Source organism: Sulfitobacter sp. OXR-159 (genome assembly GCF_034377145.1).
GTDB lineage: Bacteria > Pseudomonadota > Alphaproteobacteria > Rhodobacterales > Rhodobacteraceae > Sulfitobacter.
Genome location: NZ_CP139707.1, coordinates 3,410,944 through 3,426,469, shown reverse-complemented (window position 1 = coordinate 3,426,469; position 15,526 = coordinate 3,410,944). Strand labels below are relative to the sequence as shown.

At 65.0% G+C, this 15,526-nt stretch carries 18 protein-coding genes; 11 read left to right on the top strand and 7 right to left on the bottom strand.

Going from position 1 to position 15,526, the window contains the following annotated elements:
• Position 1 precedes the first annotated feature (1 nt).
• A complete protein-coding gene (locus T8A63_RS17580; protein ID WP_067940177.1) occupies positions 2 to 733 on the top strand; it encodes a precorrin-2 C(20)-methyltransferase in 732 nt (243 codons plus the stop codon).
• Positions 730 to 1,464: a precorrin-3B C(17)-methyltransferase gene (gene cobJ, locus T8A63_RS17575; RefSeq protein WP_322344571.1), complete on the top strand. Its 735-nt coding sequence runs from the start codon at positions 730 to 732 to the stop codon at positions 1,462 to 1,464. The genes T8A63_RS17580 and cobJ overlap by 4 nt, the downstream gene beginning before the upstream one ends.
• Here cobJ and T8A63_RS17570 read toward each other — a convergent pair.
• Complete coding sequence (locus tag T8A63_RS17570) at positions 1,440 to 2,189, bottom strand: cobalt-precorrin-6A reductase (protein ID WP_322345772.1); 750 nt, start codon at positions 2,187 to 2,189, stop codon at positions 1,440 to 1,442. The two genes, cobJ and T8A63_RS17570, sit on opposite strands and share 25 nt — an antisense overlap.
• Between T8A63_RS17570 and cbiE the strand changes: the two genes are divergently transcribed.
• The 7 genes from cbiE to cobF are packed head-to-tail and all read left to right on the top strand — an operon-like array spanning position 2,188 to position 7,614.
• Positions 2,188 to 3,369, top strand: coding sequence for a precorrin-6y C5,15-methyltransferase (decarboxylating) subunit CbiE (cbiE, locus tag T8A63_RS17565; RefSeq protein ID WP_322344570.1), 1,182 nt, complete (start codon positions 2,188 to 2,190; stop codon positions 3,367 to 3,369). The two genes, T8A63_RS17570 and cbiE, sit on opposite strands and share 2 nt — an antisense overlap.
• Positions 3,366 to 3,743, top strand: coding sequence for a cobalamin biosynthesis protein (locus T8A63_RS17560; protein ID WP_007118245.1), 378 nt, complete (start codon positions 3,366 to 3,368; stop codon positions 3,741 to 3,743). The genes cbiE and T8A63_RS17560 overlap by 4 nt, the downstream gene beginning before the upstream one ends.
• Positions 3,740 to 4,525, top strand: coding sequence for a precorrin-4 C(11)-methyltransferase (gene cobM / locus T8A63_RS17555; protein ID WP_067940164.1), 786 nt, complete (start codon positions 3,740 to 3,742; stop codon positions 4,523 to 4,525). The genes T8A63_RS17560 and cobM overlap by 4 nt, the downstream gene beginning before the upstream one ends.
• A complete protein-coding gene (locus T8A63_RS17550; RefSeq protein ID WP_322344569.1) occupies positions 4,522 to 5,844 on the top strand; it encodes a cobyrinate a,c-diamide synthase in 1,323 nt (440 codons plus the stop codon). Before cobM ends, T8A63_RS17550 begins: the two co-directional genes overlap by 4 nt.
• On the top strand, positions 5,844 to 6,569 hold the full coding sequence (gene cobA, locus T8A63_RS17545) for a uroporphyrinogen-III C-methyltransferase (protein ID WP_067626902.1): 726 nt from the start codon (positions 5,844 to 5,846) through the stop codon (positions 6,567 to 6,569). The genes T8A63_RS17550 and cobA overlap by 1 nt, the downstream gene beginning before the upstream one ends.
• Positions 6,566 to 6,868, top strand: a complete 303-nt coding sequence (locus tag T8A63_RS17540; RefSeq protein WP_067626900.1) for a DUF1636 domain-containing protein — start codon at positions 6,566 to 6,568, stop codon at positions 6,866 to 6,868. Before cobA ends, T8A63_RS17540 begins: the two co-directional genes overlap by 4 nt.
• Positions 6,865 to 7,614, top strand: coding sequence for a precorrin-6A synthase (deacetylating) (cobF, locus tag T8A63_RS17535; RefSeq protein WP_322344568.1), 750 nt, complete (start codon positions 6,865 to 6,867; stop codon positions 7,612 to 7,614). The genes T8A63_RS17540 and cobF overlap by 4 nt, the downstream gene beginning before the upstream one ends.
• A gap of 3 nt (positions 7,615 to 7,617) precedes the next feature.
• On the opposite strand, the gene arfB is transcribed toward cobF, so the two are convergent.
• The 6 genes from arfB to T8A63_RS17505 form a co-directional block, all read right to left on the bottom strand.
• Positions 7,618 to 8,040, bottom strand: coding sequence for an alternative ribosome rescue aminoacyl-tRNA hydrolase ArfB (gene arfB, locus T8A63_RS17530; RefSeq protein WP_067939814.1), 423 nt, complete (start codon positions 8,038 to 8,040; stop codon positions 7,618 to 7,620).
• A 331-nt stretch (positions 8,041 to 8,371) separates the two neighbouring features.
• The gene (locus tag T8A63_RS17525; protein WP_322344567.1) at positions 8,372 to 8,992 is read right to left on the bottom strand and encodes a queuosine precursor transporter; all 621 of its coding nucleotides are present in this window, start codon (positions 8,990 to 8,992) and stop codon (positions 8,372 to 8,374) included.
• 64 nt (positions 8,993 to 9,056) lie between these two features.
• A complete protein-coding gene (locus T8A63_RS17520) occupies positions 9,057 to 9,971 on the bottom strand; it encodes an esterase-like activity of phytase family protein (RefSeq protein WP_322344566.1) in 915 nt (304 codons plus the stop codon).
• Positions 9,944 to 10,888: a penicillin-insensitive murein endopeptidase gene (gene mepA / locus T8A63_RS17515; RefSeq protein WP_322344565.1), complete on the bottom strand. Its 945-nt coding sequence runs from the start codon at positions 10,886 to 10,888 to the stop codon at positions 9,944 to 9,946. Before mepA ends, T8A63_RS17520 begins: the two co-directional genes overlap by 28 nt.
• Positions 10,885 to 12,258: an MFS transporter gene (locus tag T8A63_RS17510; RefSeq protein ID WP_322344564.1), complete on the bottom strand. Its 1,374-nt coding sequence runs from the start codon at positions 12,256 to 12,258 to the stop codon at positions 10,885 to 10,887. Before T8A63_RS17510 ends, mepA begins: the two co-directional genes overlap by 4 nt.
• A 104-nt stretch (positions 12,259 to 12,362) precedes the next feature.
• A complete protein-coding gene (locus T8A63_RS17505) occupies positions 12,363 to 12,941 on the bottom strand; it encodes an acyl-CoA thioesterase (protein ID WP_322344563.1) in 579 nt (192 codons plus the stop codon).
• Between the two features lie 132 nt (positions 12,942 to 13,073).
• Between T8A63_RS17505 and T8A63_RS17500 the strand changes: the two genes are divergently transcribed.
• Both T8A63_RS17500 and recQ read left to right on the top strand, forming a co-directional pair.
• Positions 13,074 to 13,361, top strand: a complete 288-nt coding sequence (locus T8A63_RS17500) for a YggT family protein (RefSeq protein ID WP_067622549.1) — start codon at positions 13,074 to 13,076, stop codon at positions 13,359 to 13,361.
• Positions 13,362 to 13,470: 109 nt separating this feature from the next.
• On the top strand, positions 13,471 to 15,516 hold the full coding sequence (gene recQ, locus T8A63_RS17495; RefSeq protein ID WP_322344562.1) for a DNA helicase RecQ: 2,046 nt from the start codon (positions 13,471 to 13,473) through the stop codon (positions 15,514 to 15,516).
• Positions 15,517 to 15,526: the final 10 nt, after the last annotated feature.

Here is a 15,526-nt window from a genome sequence, read left to right as displayed (position 1 = left end):
GATGGGCAAGGTTATCTGCGCGGGCCTCGGCCCCGGCGATCCGGAACTGATGAGCGTGAAATCCGACCGTGCCATTCGCGGCGCGCGGCATTTGGCGTATTTCCGCAAGAAAGGCCGCGCGGGGCAGGCGCGCCGCATCGTCGAAGGGATGCTCCGCGACGACGTAGTGGAATATGCGATGGAATATCCCGTGACCACGGAGCTGCGGTTCGATTCGCCCGAGTATCGCGCCCAGATGGTCACCTTTTACGAGGAATGGGCGGACCGGCTCGAAGCACTGGCGCAGGATCACGAAGTGGTCGTGCTGTGTGAGGGCGATCCCTTCTTCTACGGCTCCTTCATGCACCTGCACACCCGGCTTCAGGGCCGCGCCGAGGTCGAGGTGCTGCCCGCGATCCCCGGTATGGTGGGCTGCTGGAACGCGCTGGATACGCCCTTCACTTGGGGTGATGACGTGATGACTGTGCTGATGGGCACTTTGCCTGAGGCCGAATTGACTGAGCATATGAAACGCGCCGATGCGCTGGTGGTGATGAAGACGGGCCGCAACCTGCCAACTGTGCGCCGAGCACTCGCGGCGGCGGGCAAGCTGGACGACGCATGGCTGGTGGAGCGTGGCACCATGCCGGATCAGCGGGTGGCGAAACTCTCCGAAGTGGCCGACGACGATTGCCCCTATTTCGCGATCGTCTTGGTCCATGGCCAAGGCCGCAGGCCGGAGGCAGACACATGAGCGGCATCCTTCATATCGCGGGCCTCGGCCCCGGTGACGACGCGCTTGTGACGCCAGAGGTGACTGAGGCGCTGGCGCAGGCCACTGACGTTATCGGCTATATCCCCTACGTCGCCCGCGTCGCCCCGCGCGACGGGCTGACGCTGCATCCCACGGACAACCGGGTGGAGCTGGACCGCGCGACCCATGCGCTGCAATTGGCTCAGGCGGGCGCACGAGTGGTGGTGGTGTCTTCGGGTGATCCGGGCGTTTTCGCCATGGCCTCGGCGGTGTTCGAGGCGGTTGAGCGGGATCCGGCGTTCGAGAGTGTCGACATCCGCGTGCTTCCCGGCATTACAGCAATGCTGGCGGCGGCGGCACGCCTTGGCGCGCCCTTGGGTCATGATTTCTGTGCGATCAACCTCAGTGATAATCTTAAGCCTTGGACGATGGTCGAGCACCGTCTGCGGATGGCCGCGCGGGCGGATTTCGCCATGGCCTTCTACAACCCACGCAGCAAGTCGCGGCCCCATCAGTTTGCCGAAGTGCTGGACATTCTGCGCGCCGAATGCGGGCCGGATCGGCTGATCACCTTTGCTCGCGCCGTTACCACACCCGACGAGGCGTTCAACACCGTCACATTGGGCGAGGCCACACCGGAAATGGCGGATATGCGCACCGTGGTAATCGTCGGCAATTCAGCGACGCGCCGGGTTGGGCGCTATGTCTATACGCCGCGCAGCGCGGTATGATGTAGCCAATGCATCACCTCGGTCACATCATTGGCGGCCACCTCGCCCGGCAGGACGGGCCGGTCGGCCAGGATCACCGGCAGGCCAAGCGCGCGGGCGGCATCCAGCTTGGCCCGCGCGCCGCTGCCGCCGGCGTTTTTGGCGACCACATGGGTGATCGCATGGGTCTGCATCAGCGCGGTGTCGCCCGCCACGTCGAACGGACCCCGCGCCAGCACGACCGTTGCCCGTGGCAGCGGCAGCGGGTCGCACGGCGGATCGACGAGGCGCAGCAGGTAGCGGTGCTGCGGTTTCGCGGCAAAAAGCGCCAGTTGCTGCTTGCCGATGGCCAGAAACACCCGCGCCGGGCTGTCGGGCAGGGCGGCGGGCAGATCGGTGATGTCGGGTACAAAGGTCCAATCGTCGCCCTCCTGCGGCTCCCACGCGGGGCGCTCGAACCGCACCAGCGGCAGGTCTTGTCGGGCGCAGGCGACAAAGGCATTGTTGCTCATCCCTGCGGCAAAGGGATGGGTGGCGTCGACGACATGTGTGATCGCCTCGGCCTTGAGGTAGGCCACCAGCCCGGCCACGCCGCCAAACCCGCCGACGCGGGTGGGCAGGGGCTGGGCCACGGGGCTGTCGGTGCGCCCGGCATAGGAAAACACCGCGTCGATCTCGGCTTTGACCAAGGCGCGCGCCAGGGCGCTGGCTTCGGTGGTGCCACCCAAAAGAAGGACGCGCATAATGGGTGACCCTTGGCTCAGCATCATCGGAATGCCCGACGATAGCGCGGATGCCTTGCCCCCGGCAAGCCGCGCGGCGCTGGCTGGAGCCGAGGTGATCTTTGGCGGGCCGCGTCACTTGGAACGGGCAAGCGCAGGCACGCGCGGGCGGGCTTGGCCGGTGCCTTTCTCAGTTAAGCCGGTGCTGGCCGAGCGCGGCAAGCGGGTGGCGATGCTGGTGTCGGGCGATCCTTTCTGGTTTGGCGCGGGCGGCAGCATCGTCGGTGCGCTGGACCCGAGCGAATGGCGCAGCCTGCCCGCGCCCTCGACATTCTCGCTGGTGGCCAATGCGCTTGGCTGGCGGCTTGAGGAGGTCACTTGCCACGGGCTACACGCGGCACCGCTGGCGCAATTGCGCGCTGCGTTGCGTCCCAAGGGGCGGATGATTTGCCTGCTACGTGATGGGGATGCGCCTGCAGCACTGGCGCGGTTTCTCTGCGAACAGGGCGCAGGTACGGCGCAGATGCATGTGGCCGAACGGCTTGGCGGCTCTGACGCGCGGCTGCGCGCGGTGCAGGCCGATGGGTATGATCTGACGGATGTGCAGGCGCCCGTGGCCGTTGGGGTGGACCTGCCCGACGGCATCGGCCTACCGCGCGCGCCCGGCCTGCCGGATGACAGCTTTGCCAGCGATGGGCAAATTACCAAAGCGCCGGTGCGGGCGCTGACGCTGTCGGCGCTCGCCCCCCGGCAAGGCGACTTGCTGTGGGACATCGGCGCAGGCAGCGGCTCGGTCTCGGTCGAATTCTGCCTCGCCGGTGGTCGCGCCATCGCCTTTGAGCAGCACGCGGCGCGGGTGGAAAACATCACCCGCAACATCGCAGATTTCGGCCTGAACGCCCGGATGCAGGTCACCCATGGCCGCGCGCCGGAGGTTTGGGCGGGGCATCCCTTGCCTGATGTGGTCTTCGTCGGCGGCGGCGGCAACGCGGCGCTTTACGATGCCCTGCTGCCTGCGTTACCAGCAGGCACGCGGCTGGTCGCCAATGGGGTGACGCTGGAAACCGAGGCGCTCTTGGCGCAGCTTCACGCGGCGCATGGGGGCAGTCTTTTGCGGATCGAACTGGCGCAGGCCGCCCCGCTTGGCACGATGCGCGGCTGGCAGCCCCTGCGGCCCGTAGTACAATGGAGCGTGACACTATGAGGATGGCCGGGATCGGATTTCGGGGCGCGGCAAGCGTGGCGTCATTGCGCGATGCGCTGGCACGGGCAAACCCCGACGGCCTTAAGATTGACGCGCTGGTGACCGAGGCGGCAAAGGCGCGCGCGACCGTGTTTCGCGACTTTGCCCAAGAACTCGGCGTGCCGGGGCTGGGCATCACCACCGAGGATTTGGCCCGCATGATAACCCCCACGCAATCGGCCCGGATCGAAGACCGCTTCGGCACCGGGTCACTCTCGGAAGCCGCCGCATTGGCCGCCGCCGGACCGGGAGCCGTATTGGTTGCCGAGCGCGTCGTTTCAGGCGATGCCATGGCCACAGCGGCGATTGCCGAGACGAAAGGAAAAACACCGTGACTGTACATTTTATCGGAGCGGGGCCGGGGGCGGCGGATCTTATCACCCTGCGCGGACGCGACCTGATCGCGGCCTGCCCGGTCTGCCTTTACGCCGGATCGCTGGTGCCCGAAGCGCTGCTAAGCCATTGCCCCGAAGGCGCGCGGATCGTCAACACCGCGCGGCTGTCGCTGGACGACATCATGGAAGAGATCGCCGCCGCCGATGCCGCAGGGCATGACGTGGCGCGGCTGCATTCTGGCGATCTGTCGGTCTGGTCCGCGATGGGCGAACAGTTGCGCCGCCTGCGCGAGATGGGCATCGCCTATGACGTGACGCCGGGGGTGCCATCCTTTGCTGCCGCCGCTGCCGAGCTCGGCGCCGAACTGACCCTGCCGGGCGTGGCGCAATCGGTCATCCTCACCCGCACCTCGGGACGCGCCACCGCGATGCCCGAAGGGGAAACGCTCGCCAATTTTGCCCGCACCGGGGCGACGCTGGCCATCCATCTGTCGGTCCATGTGCTGGACAAGGTCGTCGAAGACCTGACCCCGCATTACGGGGCCGATTGCCCGGTCGCCGTGGTCTGGCGCGCAAGCTGGCCCGATCAACGCATCGTCAAGGCGACGCTTTCGACCCTGCGCACCGAAGTGGGCGAGGAGATGGCCCGTACCGCGCTGATCCTCGTGGGCCATGCCCTTGGCGCTGAGGATTTCGGCGAAAGCCGTCTTTATGCTGCCGACTATGACCGCCGCTTCCGCCCCGTCGGGGCCGAGCCGCGTTTCCCGGAGACCTCATCATGATCCCCCCCGGCCTACTGATTTCCGCCCCCGCTTCCGGCACGGGCAAGACGACCTTGATGCTCGGCCTGCTGGCCGCGCTGCGTGCCGAAGGTGTCGCGGTGCAGCCGTTCAAGAGCGGACCGGACTACATCGATCCGGCCTTTCACACGGCGGCCTCGGGTCGGGCGTCTTTCAACCTCGACAGTTGGTCGATGGACCGCGCGCGGATTGAAGGGCTGGTCGGCAATGCCGATGGCGCTGAATTGATCCTCGGCGAAGGATCGATGGGGCTGTTTGACGGTGTGGCCAAGCCCGGCGCCTGTGGCAATGGCGCCAGCGCCGATGTCGCGGCGCTGATGGGCTGGCCGGTGGTGCTGGTGCTCGACGTGTCGGGTGCGGCGCAGTCGGTCGCGGCCACGGCGCTTGGCTTTCGCGAGATGCGGCCTGATGTAGAATTGGCAGGCGTGGTCATGAACCGCGTCGCCTCCCCCCGGCATGAGACCTTGGTCCGCGCTGGCATGGAGGCTGTGGGCATCAAGGTTTTCGGTGCTCTGCCGCGCCGGGTTGAGATCGAAATGCCCGAGCGTCACCTCGGGCTGGTGCAGGCGGGAGAGCAGGAAAACCTGCCCGATCTACTGGGGCAGGCGGCAGCCTTCGTCGCGGCCCATGTCGATATCCCGGCGCTTCGGGCCGCCGCGCGGGGCACCTTGCAGAACCCGCCCGCGCCCGCACAGATCACCCCGCCCGGACAGCGCATTGCGCTGGCGCAGGACAACGCTTTTGCCTTCGTCTATCCGCATCTGCTGGCCGGTTGGCGCGCGGCGAGGGCAGAGATTTTGCCCTTCTCCCCGCTGGCGGATGAAGCCCCCGACGACAGCGCCGACTGCTGCTGGCTGCCGGGCGGCTACCCTGAACTCCACGCAGGCAAACTCGCCGCCGCTGCGCATTTTCGCAAAGGGCTGCGCGATTTTGCCGAAACCCGCCCCGTGCACGGCGAATGCGGGGGCTATATGGCGATGGGTGCAGGTATCATCGACAAAGAAGGGGCGCGGCACGAGATGGCAGGGCTTCTGGGGTTGGAGACCTCTTTCGCCAAGCGCAAGATGCATCTGGGTTACCGTCAGGCCGATCTTAACGCGCCGATCCCCGGCCATTCCGCACGGGCGGAGTTGCGGGGCCATGAGTTCCACTATGCCACGATCCTTGCAGAACCCGACGCGCCGTTGGCCCGGATCACCGATGCCAATGACCTTGAGGTGCCCGAGACTGGTTCGGTGCGTGAGTTCGCGGGCGGCGGGCGCGCCACGGGGACGTTCTTTCACATGATTGCGGCGCTGTGATGGGGGGCTTCGTTTCCTTCGTTTCCTCCGGGCCGGGCGATCCGGACCTGCTGACCGTCAAGGCCGTGGCGCGGTTGCAAGCGGCTGATGTGGTGCTGTTTGATGATTTGAGCGCAGGCCCGATCTTGGAGCACGCGCGGCCCGATGCGGACCTCATTGGCGTGGGCAAACGGGCCGGGCGCGCCTCGCCCAAGCAAGACCATGTGAGCCGGGTCTTGGTCGATCATGCACGGGCCGGGTTGAACGTTGTACGGTTGAAGTCCGGTGACAGCGGCATGTTCGGGCGGCTGGAAGAAGAAATCATCGCGCTGCGGGCAGCGGATATTCCTTTTGAGATCGTGCCGGGCGTGACCGCCGCCTCCGCCGCCGCCGCGACCGCAGGCATCCCGCTGACCCGCCGCATGACGGCGCGGCGGGTGCAATTCATTACCGGCGCAGATGTGACTGGCGAACTGCCGAGTGATGTGAACATGGCCGCCTTGGCCGATCCGATGGCGACCACCGTGGTCTATATGGGCAAACGCACCTTTGCCGGGCTTGCCGCGCGGCTGATCGAACACGGGTTGCCCGGCACCACGCCCGCGCTGCTGGCCGAGGCGGTTTCGACTCCGGCGGAGAAGGTGCAGCGCTTTACCATCGAAACTCTGGCGCGCCATCTGGAGACTGCCAGCAGCACCACGCCCGCGCTGATCTTTTACGGGCCTTTGGCCGAGTTCGAGGCGTGAAGGCTTTCGTCTGCACCTCCTGCACCGCCGATGGTGGTTTTCTGGACGTGGTGCGCGCCGGATTGCCTGATGTGGAGATCGAGGGCATCGACTGTATGTCAGGTTGCACCCGGGCGCAGACGGTTGCCTTTCGCGCGCCGGGCAAGGTGGCCTATCTGTTCGGAGAGATCACGGAAGCGGACATGGATGATCTGCGCCGTTTCGTGACGCTCTATGCCGCCTCTTCTGATGGGAAATTCTCCGACGCGCGGGTGCTCGGCGGGCTGCGTTTGAAGGCAATCGCGAGGATACCGGGATGACTGATCTGGAACTGACATTGATCGGCATCGGCACCGGCAACCCTGAGCATCTGACGCTGCAAGCGATCCGGGCGATGAACGCGCAAGACCTGATCCTGATCCCGCAAAAGGGGGCGGGCAAGGACGATTTGGCAGGTCTCCGGCGCAGTATCTGCGACGAGGTGCTGACCAATGAGGCGGTGCAGATCGTCGGCTTCGACCTACCCGTGCGTGACCCCGCGATTGAGGAGTATCGCGCCCGCGTCGACCAGTGGCATGACGCGATCGCGGATGCCTGGCGCGCGGCAATAGCGCAGCATCCAACGGCGCGGCGGGTGGCGCTGCTGGTCTGGGGCGATCCGTCGCTCTATGACAGCACCCTGCGCATCGCCGCGCGGCTGGATCCTGCACCGCGCATGACGGTGATCCCCGGCATCACCTCGCTGCAAGGGCTGACCGCGTCTCATGCGATCCCGCTCAATGAAATCGGTGCGCCCTTCATGGTGACAACCGGGCGGCAGCTGCGCGACCACGGCTGGCCCGAGGGGGTCGATACGCTGGTGATCATGCTTGATGGGGATTGCGCTTTTCAGACGCTGGACCCAGCGGGTGTGGAGATCTGGTGGGGGGCCTATGTCGGCATGACTGAAGAGATCATCCGCCATGGCCCACTGGCCGAGGTGACTGAAGATATCATCGCCACGCGTGCCGCGGCCCGTGCGGCGCATGGCTGGATCATGGATATCTATCTGCTGCGGCGGAGTTAAGGCTCAGGTATTCGGGTCAACCTTGCCGCGCATTGCCTTAACCTCGCCACGCACCTTCTTGGCCTTAAGGCGGCGTTTCTTTGACCCCAGCGTTGGGCGGGTCGCGATGCGGCGTTTCGGTGGGGTGAGGGCGGTGCGGATCAGCTCGGCCAGCCGCTCGCGGACCAATTCGCGGTTGCGCGCCTGACTGCGGGTTTCGTCACATTGCAACACCAGCGCGCCTTCGGTGGTCCAGCGCCGCCCGGCCAAACGGCGCAGACGGTTCTTGACCGGCTGCGGCAGGGAGGGCGAGGTGGCGGCCTCGAACCGCAATTCCACCGCCGAGGAGACCTTGTTCACATTCTGCCCGCCGGGGCCGGAGGCGCGCATGAAGCTTTCGGTCAGCTCCCAGTCGTGAATGGCGATGTCATCGTTGATGTGCAGCATGGGCTCTCCTTGCCCGGTAACATGCCAGTCTGCGCCGTGAGGGTGAAGGGGGAATGCGAAATGGGCCGCCCCTTGCGGAACGGCCCAATCGAATGGTTTCAGGAGGGGGATCGGTTAGACCGATGTCCACCAGGTGGTTGCACTGCCAGGGGCTGCCCTAGCAGGAAACCCCGCTGGTTGTTCCGACACCTCGCTCCAATACCTTTCTTGACACTGGATCACCTCCTTTACATTTGTTGAACTCACCCTGAGCGTTGCACAGGTTTTGAAATTCGCAAAGCGTTTTTTTGGACGGTGCGGCGGCAAGGGGGCGGGCCCCCCTGCGCCGGTATCAAGCGCGGGCGGTCAGCCGAGCGGTCAGCAGCCGGAAGGGGATCAGCGCGATCAGCGCGATGGCCAGTTTCACCGACCAATCCGCCACGGCGAGCGAGACCCAAAGCGGCGCGAGCGGGCCTGCGCCCAACAGTGGCAAAGCTTCGGTCGCCCAAGCGACATCGGTCGCGGGGTGGATGAACGACAGGCTGGCCGAGAACGCGATGGAGAAAAACAGCGCCGTGTCGATCGCGCTGCTGATCAGCGTGCTGATCAAAGGCGCGCGCCACCATGCGCCATCGCGAAAACGGTTAAAGATCGTCACGTCCAACAGCTGCGCCACGAGGAAGGCCGAGCCCGAGGCGATCGCGATGCGGACCGTCACCAGCGGACCGAATTCGCCCATGATCTGTGTCCCAATCAGCGAGCAGATCAACCCGACGACAAACCCCACCAACACGACCCGGCGCGCGGCAGAGGCACCGTAAAGGCGGTTCATCACATCGGTGACGAGGAAAGCCAGCGGATAGGTGAAAGCGCCCCAGGTCAGCCATTGGCCGAATAGAAACTGAACAAGGATATTTGAGGCCACGACGATGGCGGCCATGGCAAGAATGCCGGGAAGATAGGTGCGTGTCATATGTGGACCGTTTTGTGCAAGGGTGCGGCGACTTGGCCTGCGGGGATCGCAGACGGAACGGTCTTTAGCCCTCGACACCCGGTTTGGCAAGGATCAGCTCTACCACCTCATTGCGCTGCATGACGAAGAAGTTGTCGTCCGACAGCAGAGTCAGCCGGGTTTGTCCCGCCGCGTCCTGCCAAGTGCTGAGCGCTTCGAGGTTGTCGTATTGACCGGGGCCGGAGGTCAGCAAGGTTACCTCCCCAAGCCCCGGCGCGGTCAAATCAAAGCTGCGGATGCGGCTGCGAAAGCCCAATGGCGTGATCGTCCGCTCTAGCAGATAGAGCGTGCCATCCTCGGCAAAGTCCGCGTCTACCGGCAAGAACGGCCCTTGGCGCGGGATCTTCGCGGCGATTGTCCATGCGGTGCCATCAAAGGCATAAAGCGGGATGGGACCCGATATGGGGCCGCCGCCTTCGGGGGCTGCAAAGAGCCGTCCATCGGGATGAGCGGCCAATGTCTCCATCCCCGCGTTAGGCTCGAACTTGGCAAAGTCGTCATGTCTGGGCAGCGGGGAGGTGACCCCGCTTTCAGGCGCAAGCCGAGCGACGTGGTGATCGTGTTCGAACGAGATGTAGAGTTGCCCAGTGTCGTCAAGCGCCAGCGCTTCGGCATCGCGCATTTGACCGCGCAGGGCTTTGCCATCGGCCCCTTTGAGCGGGGCGTTTTCCTCAAGCTCAAGGGCCACCAAACGGCCCGCCTCGCGAACCATGCGCGCCTGCACGACGCGGCCCCGGTCCGAGACCGCCGTCAGGCGGGTGCCATCGGCGTTGACCTCGACCCCCGAAAAGCCGCCGAACCACGGGGCCGGGTGGCTCCATGTCAGCACGCTGTCGACCTGCACCACCGGCTCTGTCTGCGCGGCGGGGGCCACGCAGGCAATGAGCAGGAAGAACGGGAGGCAGGCGCGGATCAGTTTGCGTTCAAAACGGCGTTGCATTGGGCAGGCAGGTCCGCAAGCAGGATGTCGCGCTTGGGCTTGGGTTTCGTTTTGGGGGCCGTTGGATCGGGCTTTGGTGGGTTCAGAATATTGGCCTGCCACTGCCGCGCATCGGCGCAGCCGTCACCTGGCGGGGGCGGGGCCTGATCCACACAGCCGCGCGCGCCTGTTGGGCAGGCGATGCGGACGTGGAAATGATAGTGATGCCCGTACCAAGGCCGGATTTTGCGCAGATAGCTGCGGTCGCCTTTCTCATCGGCGCACATCTGCACCTTGGCGCCGGGGAAGACGAAGATACGCGCGGTGCGGGGGTCTTGGGCCGCGGCCTTGACCACCTCGTGATGCGCGGGCGTCCAAGAGGAATTCACATAGGCCCCACTCGCCCGGCGCATGGAGATCGACGAGATGTTCTCGCGCTGCGCCCGGCTGAGGTTCAGCGACTTTGGCGGCAACATCCAGATATCGGCATCCAGCCCGATCTGGTGGCTGGCGTGACCGGTCAGCATCGGCCCCCCGCGCGGCTGGCTCATATCGCCGACATAGATGCCTTCCCAACCCGGCTGCTGCGCGGCCTTGCGGCTGAGTTTCTTGACCATGTCGACCATCTCGGGATGGGCCCAGTTGCGGTTGCGCGACAGGCGCATGGCCTGCCAAGTCGGACCCGTCTCGGGCAATTGCTCGGCCCCGGCGAGGCACCCTTTGGAGTAGCTGCCGAAAGCCGCCGAGGATTGCGTAGAGGCAAAGCTCTTGGCCCCGAAAAGCTGCTTGGCCGCGACTGTGCTCAAGGCGCCGCCCGAAGAACCGATGGTCGGCAGGGCGACTTTCTCACCGCTGATGTCGGTTTCGGTCCGGTCGCCCCCGCAAGACGCCAGCGCAAAGGCCAGTGCCACGGAGGTCAGGGTGCGAAGCAGCGTCATGTGGCGAAATCTCCCTTGGGTTTGACCCACGCTAACAGGATCAAACCGACGATGAAAAGCCCCACGACGGGGGTGATGCCCAGCCGTTGGCTGCCGGTGAGGTCACTGGCCAAGGCAATCAGCGCCGGGGCGAGGAACGAGGTCGCCTTGCCCGACAGCGCGTAAAGGCCAAAAGCCTCGGTCATACGCTCGGGGTTTCCTTGTCGTGTCAGCATGTTACGCGAGGATGCCTGTAGCGCACCGCCCGCCGCCCCGATAGAGGCACCAGCGACGTAGAAGAGGATATCCGGCAGGGCAGACCCCTCAGGCAAAGAAACGCCCATGACAGAATTCGGCCCCAACGAGATGATCAAACAGGCAGTCGCCACAAGGATGATGCAGCAGGCCACGATCACCGGCATCGGCCCGATGCGCCGGTCGATCCGCCCGCCCAGCACGCAGAACACCGCGCCCGAGATAGCGGCAAGGATGCCAAAGATGCCGATCTCTTGAATCGACCAATCCAGCACGCCAAGCGCATAGACCCCGCCGAAGGTATACATGCCATTCAGCGCGTCACGGTAGAACATCGAAGAGCCGAGATAGGCCAGCAGCGAGGGATGCTTTGGCAGGCCCCGTAGGGTGCGCGCCAGATCCGACAGACCCGCACCCACGCGGTAGCGTTGCGCTCCGGGTTTCGGCGTGTCGCGCACATAGAGGAAGAAGGGGATCATGAAAACGGCGTACCAGATCGCCGCAAGCGGCCCGACAATGCGGGTGTCGGCCTTGGTCGCCGGGTCCAGCCCGAACAGCGGCGTCAGCCCCGCCATGGTGCGCCCGTTCGCACCGCTTTGAAACAGGGCGATCATCGCGATCAGCGCCAGCACCCCGCCCGCATAGCCAAAGGCCCAGCCATCGCCCGAAATGCGCCCGCGCTCATCGGGGTCGGGGTGCAACTCGGGCAGATAGGCGTTGGTAAAGATCGTGGCGAATTCCATCCCGACCAAGCCGATGCCGAAAAAGAACAATGCCCAAAGCAGAGAGAAATCCGCCGGGGCTGTCCACCACAGGGCGGCTGCGCCGATCACATACATCGCCGAAAACAGCCAGATCCATGGCATCCGACGGCCCGAGGAATCTGCCACCGCGCCCAAGATCGGCGCCAGTATGGCAATCGCGATCCCGGCCAGCGCCAGACCATAGCCCCAATAGGCCTGCGCTTGGGCTTTCGCGGCGGAAAGCTCCATCCCGCCGTCGACCAGCGCGTTGGTCGCGGTTTGGGCGAAATAGGGGCCAAAGATAAAGGTCAGCAGCAGGGTGTTGTAAGGCTGGCTGGCCCAGTCGAAAAAGTACCATCCCCAGATGCGCTTGCGCCCGCCTGTCTGTGCCATGTTGCGCCCCTTCGCGGCCTGCTCTTTTCCAAGTTAGAGCAGGGCGCGGCGCAAGGCGCAAGCGCCAGTCGTGGCGGGGTTGAAACGTTGGGCTGCCGGTCGGGTCAGGCGGAAAGGTGCGGTGCAGCTTCGGGCACGGGCGCGCCGTCTTGCATCGGCGGCCACGGGCGGTGGCTGTCGGCACGGATCCATTCGACCACCCAGCCCGGCACCTCGGGCGAAGGTTGCTGCCGCCCCATGGCGCGCAGCACCTTTTCCGGCGGGATCAACCCATTGCGATCGGTCACGGCAGAGCGGTAGAGCACATGGCTCGCGCATTCGCCGTTCTTCTTCCACATGGATTGTTCCAGATAGATGAACTTGTCATCCCAACACAGCGTCCGGCTGCGCATCTCGAACTTTTCGAACATGCGGATGCGGCGGCGGAACCGGGTGCTGGAGCCTGCGATTGTGATTGCCCATTTGTTTTGGCGAAGCAGCGTAATCAACCCGGCACGCTGCGCCATGGCAGTGCGGCCCAGATCATACAGCGACAGCGCCCGCCCGTTGTTCAGCTCCATCCAGATATCGAGGTCATGCGGCCAGCAGATGTGATGGCTGACATGGGTGTCGGTCAGGTTTTCCAGCGGCGCCTGCCGCGCGGCGACGATGACGTCTTTGGCCATGCGGATGATCGGGAACATGGGGCTTTCCTTTGTCGTGACGGTGCCGATCTGCGGCGGAAGCGCTGCGCGGTCAAGCATATACGTCGCGGCACTCTTGCCCTTTGCGGGCGGGGCGCTTAGCTGTCTTGCGTCACACCAAGGGGATATTCCATGACGTCACTGTTCCAAATCCTGATGCTGCTTTTGAACATCGTTTGGTTCATCGTCATCGCCCATGTCATCATGTCTTGGTTGATCAATTTTCAGGTGCTGAACCTGCGCCAGCCTTTGGTTGCGCAAATCTGGGACGGGCTGAACCGGATTCTAGAGCCGGTCTATAGCCGCGTGCGCAATGTGATCCCGCCGATGGGTGGTTTGGATCTGGCACCATTGATCGTGCTGATCGTCGTGGCCATCGCGCGGATCGTGCTGACAAACAACGCCGCGGCCTTCTACTGAACCGTGCCGAGCCCGGTCCGCGCGCCCATGTCGCGTGCATCTGGCCTTGTTCACGGTTTGTTAGTGTGGGAGTCTGCATAAAAAGAGCAGACAATCTTACAGGTTCTCCATGACAGGCGCTGCCACGCTTCTTCGTGATGTATTCGGTTTCGACGGGTTCCGCCCCGGCCAGCAAGAGATTGTGGAGGCCGTGACCGAGGGCGAGAACGTGCTTGCCATCATGCCCACGGGCGGCGGCAAGTCCTTATGTTTCCAACTCCCTGCGCTGATGCGCGAGGGGGTGACAGTGGTCATCAGCCCGCTCATCGCCCTGATGCGCGATCAGGTGCGCAGCCTGCAAGAAGCGGGCGTCGCGGCGGGCGCGCTGACCTCGGGCAACACGTCTGAGGAGACCGACGCGGTTTGGGAGGCGTTGGAGGCAGGCACCCTCAAACTGCTCTATATGGCGCCGGAGCGGCTGGCCGCAGGCTCGGCCATGGGCATGTTGCGGCGCGTTGGCGTCAATCTCATCGCCGTAGACGAGGCGCATTGCGTCAGCCAGTGGGGTCATGATTTCCGTCCCGATTACCTGCGCATCGGTGAATTGCGCCGCACGCTGAACGTGCCACTTGCGGCCTTCACTGCCACGGCGGATGCCGAAACGCAGGTGGAGATCGTTGAGAAACTGTTCGACGGCACGCCCCCGCGCGCCTTTCTGCGCGGGTTTGACCGGCCTAACATCCACCTCGCCTTTGCCGCCAAGAACAAGCCGCGCGATCAGATCCTGAACTTCGCCGCCGCGCGCAAGGGGCAGTCGGGCATCGTCTATTGCGGCACGCGGGCCAAGACCGAAGGGCTGGCCAAGGCGCTGCGCGATCAGGGGCAAACGGCGCTGCATTACCACGGCGGGATGGAGGCCGAAGACCGCCGCATCGCTGAGCGGCGCTTTCAGCAGGAAGACGGGCTGATCGTCTGCGCCACGGTGGCCTTTGGCATGGGGGTCGACAAGCCCGACATCCGCTGGGTCGCCCATGCGGATCTGCCCAAGTCCATTGAGGCCTATTATCAGGAGATTGGCCGCGCCGGGCGTGATGGTGCCCCGGCTGAAACCCTGACACTCTTTGGCCCCGATGACATCCGCCTGCGCCGCAGTCAGATCGACGAGGGGCTCGCCCCGCCCGAACGCCGCGCAGCGGATCATGGGCGGTTGAACGCGCTGCTCGGTTTGGCCGAAGCGCTGGAATGCCGCCGCCAGGCCTTGCTGGGCTATTTTGACGAGACCGAAATCACCTGCGGGCGCTGCGACCTCTGCGACAGCCCGGCGGATGTGTTCGATGGCACTACGGCAGTGCGCAAGGCACTCTCGGCCATGCTGCGCACCGACGAATGGTTCGGCGCGGGCCATCTCATCGACATCCTGCTGGGCAATGAGACCGAGAAGGTCCGCCAGCGCGGTCACCAATCTCTGCCGACCTATGGCGTAGGCGGCGAATACAGCCGCAATGAATGGCAGGCGGTGTTCCGGCAGATGATGGGCCATGACCTCGTGCGCCCCGATGCTGAACGCCACGGCGCGCTGCGCATGACCGATGCCGCCCTGCCGATCCTGCGCGGCGAGGCGTCGATCAACCTGCGGCGGGACACGATCAAGGCGGCAGGGGCCAATCGCCGACCTGCCGTTAAAGCGATGGTCAGCGATGAAGACGCGCCGCTGCTGTCGGCGCTCAAGGCCAAGCGCCGCGCATTGGCCGAGGCGGCGCGCGTGCCTGCCTATATCATCTTCACCGACCGCACTCTGATCGAGATGGCCGAGGCGCGCCCGCAAAACCTTGATGCCATGGCCCGTATCGGTGGCGTGGGCGCGAAAAAGCTGGAAAACTACGGCGCCGCTTTCCTTGAGGTGATCAACGGCGAGGCGCAGCCGATGCATAAGGCGCGGCGCAAGCTGGCGGGGCGCGAGGCGGGCAATGTCTATGACCAGTTGTTGCAGGTGCAGGCCGATTTGGCGCGGGGTGAACAAGGCACCGACAAGCCGCTGAGTTGCTCTGCGGCGACGCTGGCCAAGGTGGCGCAGCTGCGCAGCGCCGACAGCTCCGCGATTGAACGCCTGCTCGGCGACAAACGCGCCGAACGCTTTGGCCCCGCCTTTCTGGACGTTCTGCGCGACGCGGGCTAAATCACCCCGA

Bases quoted from the DNA above. Each gene is read 5' to 3' on its own strand.
- T8A63_RS17580 (WP_067940177.1), top strand. From the start codon at position 2: ATGGGCAAGGTTATCTGCGCGGGCCTCGGCCCCGGCGATCCGGAACTG.
- cobJ (WP_322344571.1), top strand. From the start codon at position 730: ATGAGCGGCATCCTTCATATCGCGGGCCTCGGCCCCGGTGACGACGCG.
- cbiE (WP_322344570.1), top strand. From the start codon at position 2,188: ATGGGTGACCCTTGGCTCAGCATCATCGGAATGCCCGACGATAGCGCG.
- T8A63_RS17560 (WP_007118245.1), top strand. From the start codon at position 3,366: ATGAGGATGGCCGGGATCGGATTTCGGGGCGCGGCAAGCGTGGCGTCA.
- T8A63_RS17550 (WP_322344569.1), top strand. From the start codon at position 4,522: ATGATCCCCCCCGGCCTACTGATTTCCGCCCCCGCTTCCGGCACGGGC.
- cobA (WP_067626902.1), top strand. From the start codon at position 5,844: ATGGGGGGCTTCGTTTCCTTCGTTTCCTCCGGGCCGGGCGATCCGGAC.
- cobF (WP_322344568.1), top strand. From the start codon at position 6,865: ATGACTGATCTGGAACTGACATTGATCGGCATCGGCACCGGCAACCCT.
- arfB (WP_067939814.1), bottom strand. From the start codon at position 8,040: ATGCTGCACATCAACGATGACATCGCCATTCACGACTGGGAGCTGACC.
- T8A63_RS17525 (WP_322344567.1), bottom strand. From the start codon at position 8,992: ATGACACGCACCTATCTTCCCGGCATTCTTGCCATGGCCGCCATCGTC.
- T8A63_RS17520 (WP_322344566.1), bottom strand. From the start codon at position 9,971: ATGCAACGCCGTTTTGAACGCAAACTGATCCGCGCCTGCCTCCCGTTC.
- mepA (WP_322344565.1), bottom strand. From the start codon at position 10,888: ATGACGCTGCTTCGCACCCTGACCTCCGTGGCACTGGCCTTTGCGCTG.
- T8A63_RS17510 (WP_322344564.1), bottom strand. From the start codon at position 12,258: ATGGCACAGACAGGCGGGCGCAAGCGCATCTGGGGATGGTACTTTTTC.
- T8A63_RS17505 (WP_322344563.1), bottom strand. From the start codon at position 12,941: ATGTTCCCGATCATCCGCATGGCCAAAGACGTCATCGTCGCCGCGCGG.
- T8A63_RS17500 (WP_067622549.1), top strand. From the start codon at position 13,074: ATGACGTCACTGTTCCAAATCCTGATGCTGCTTTTGAACATCGTTTGG.
- recQ (WP_322344562.1), top strand. From the start codon at position 13,471: ATGACAGGCGCTGCCACGCTTCTTCGTGATGTATTCGGTTTCGACGGG.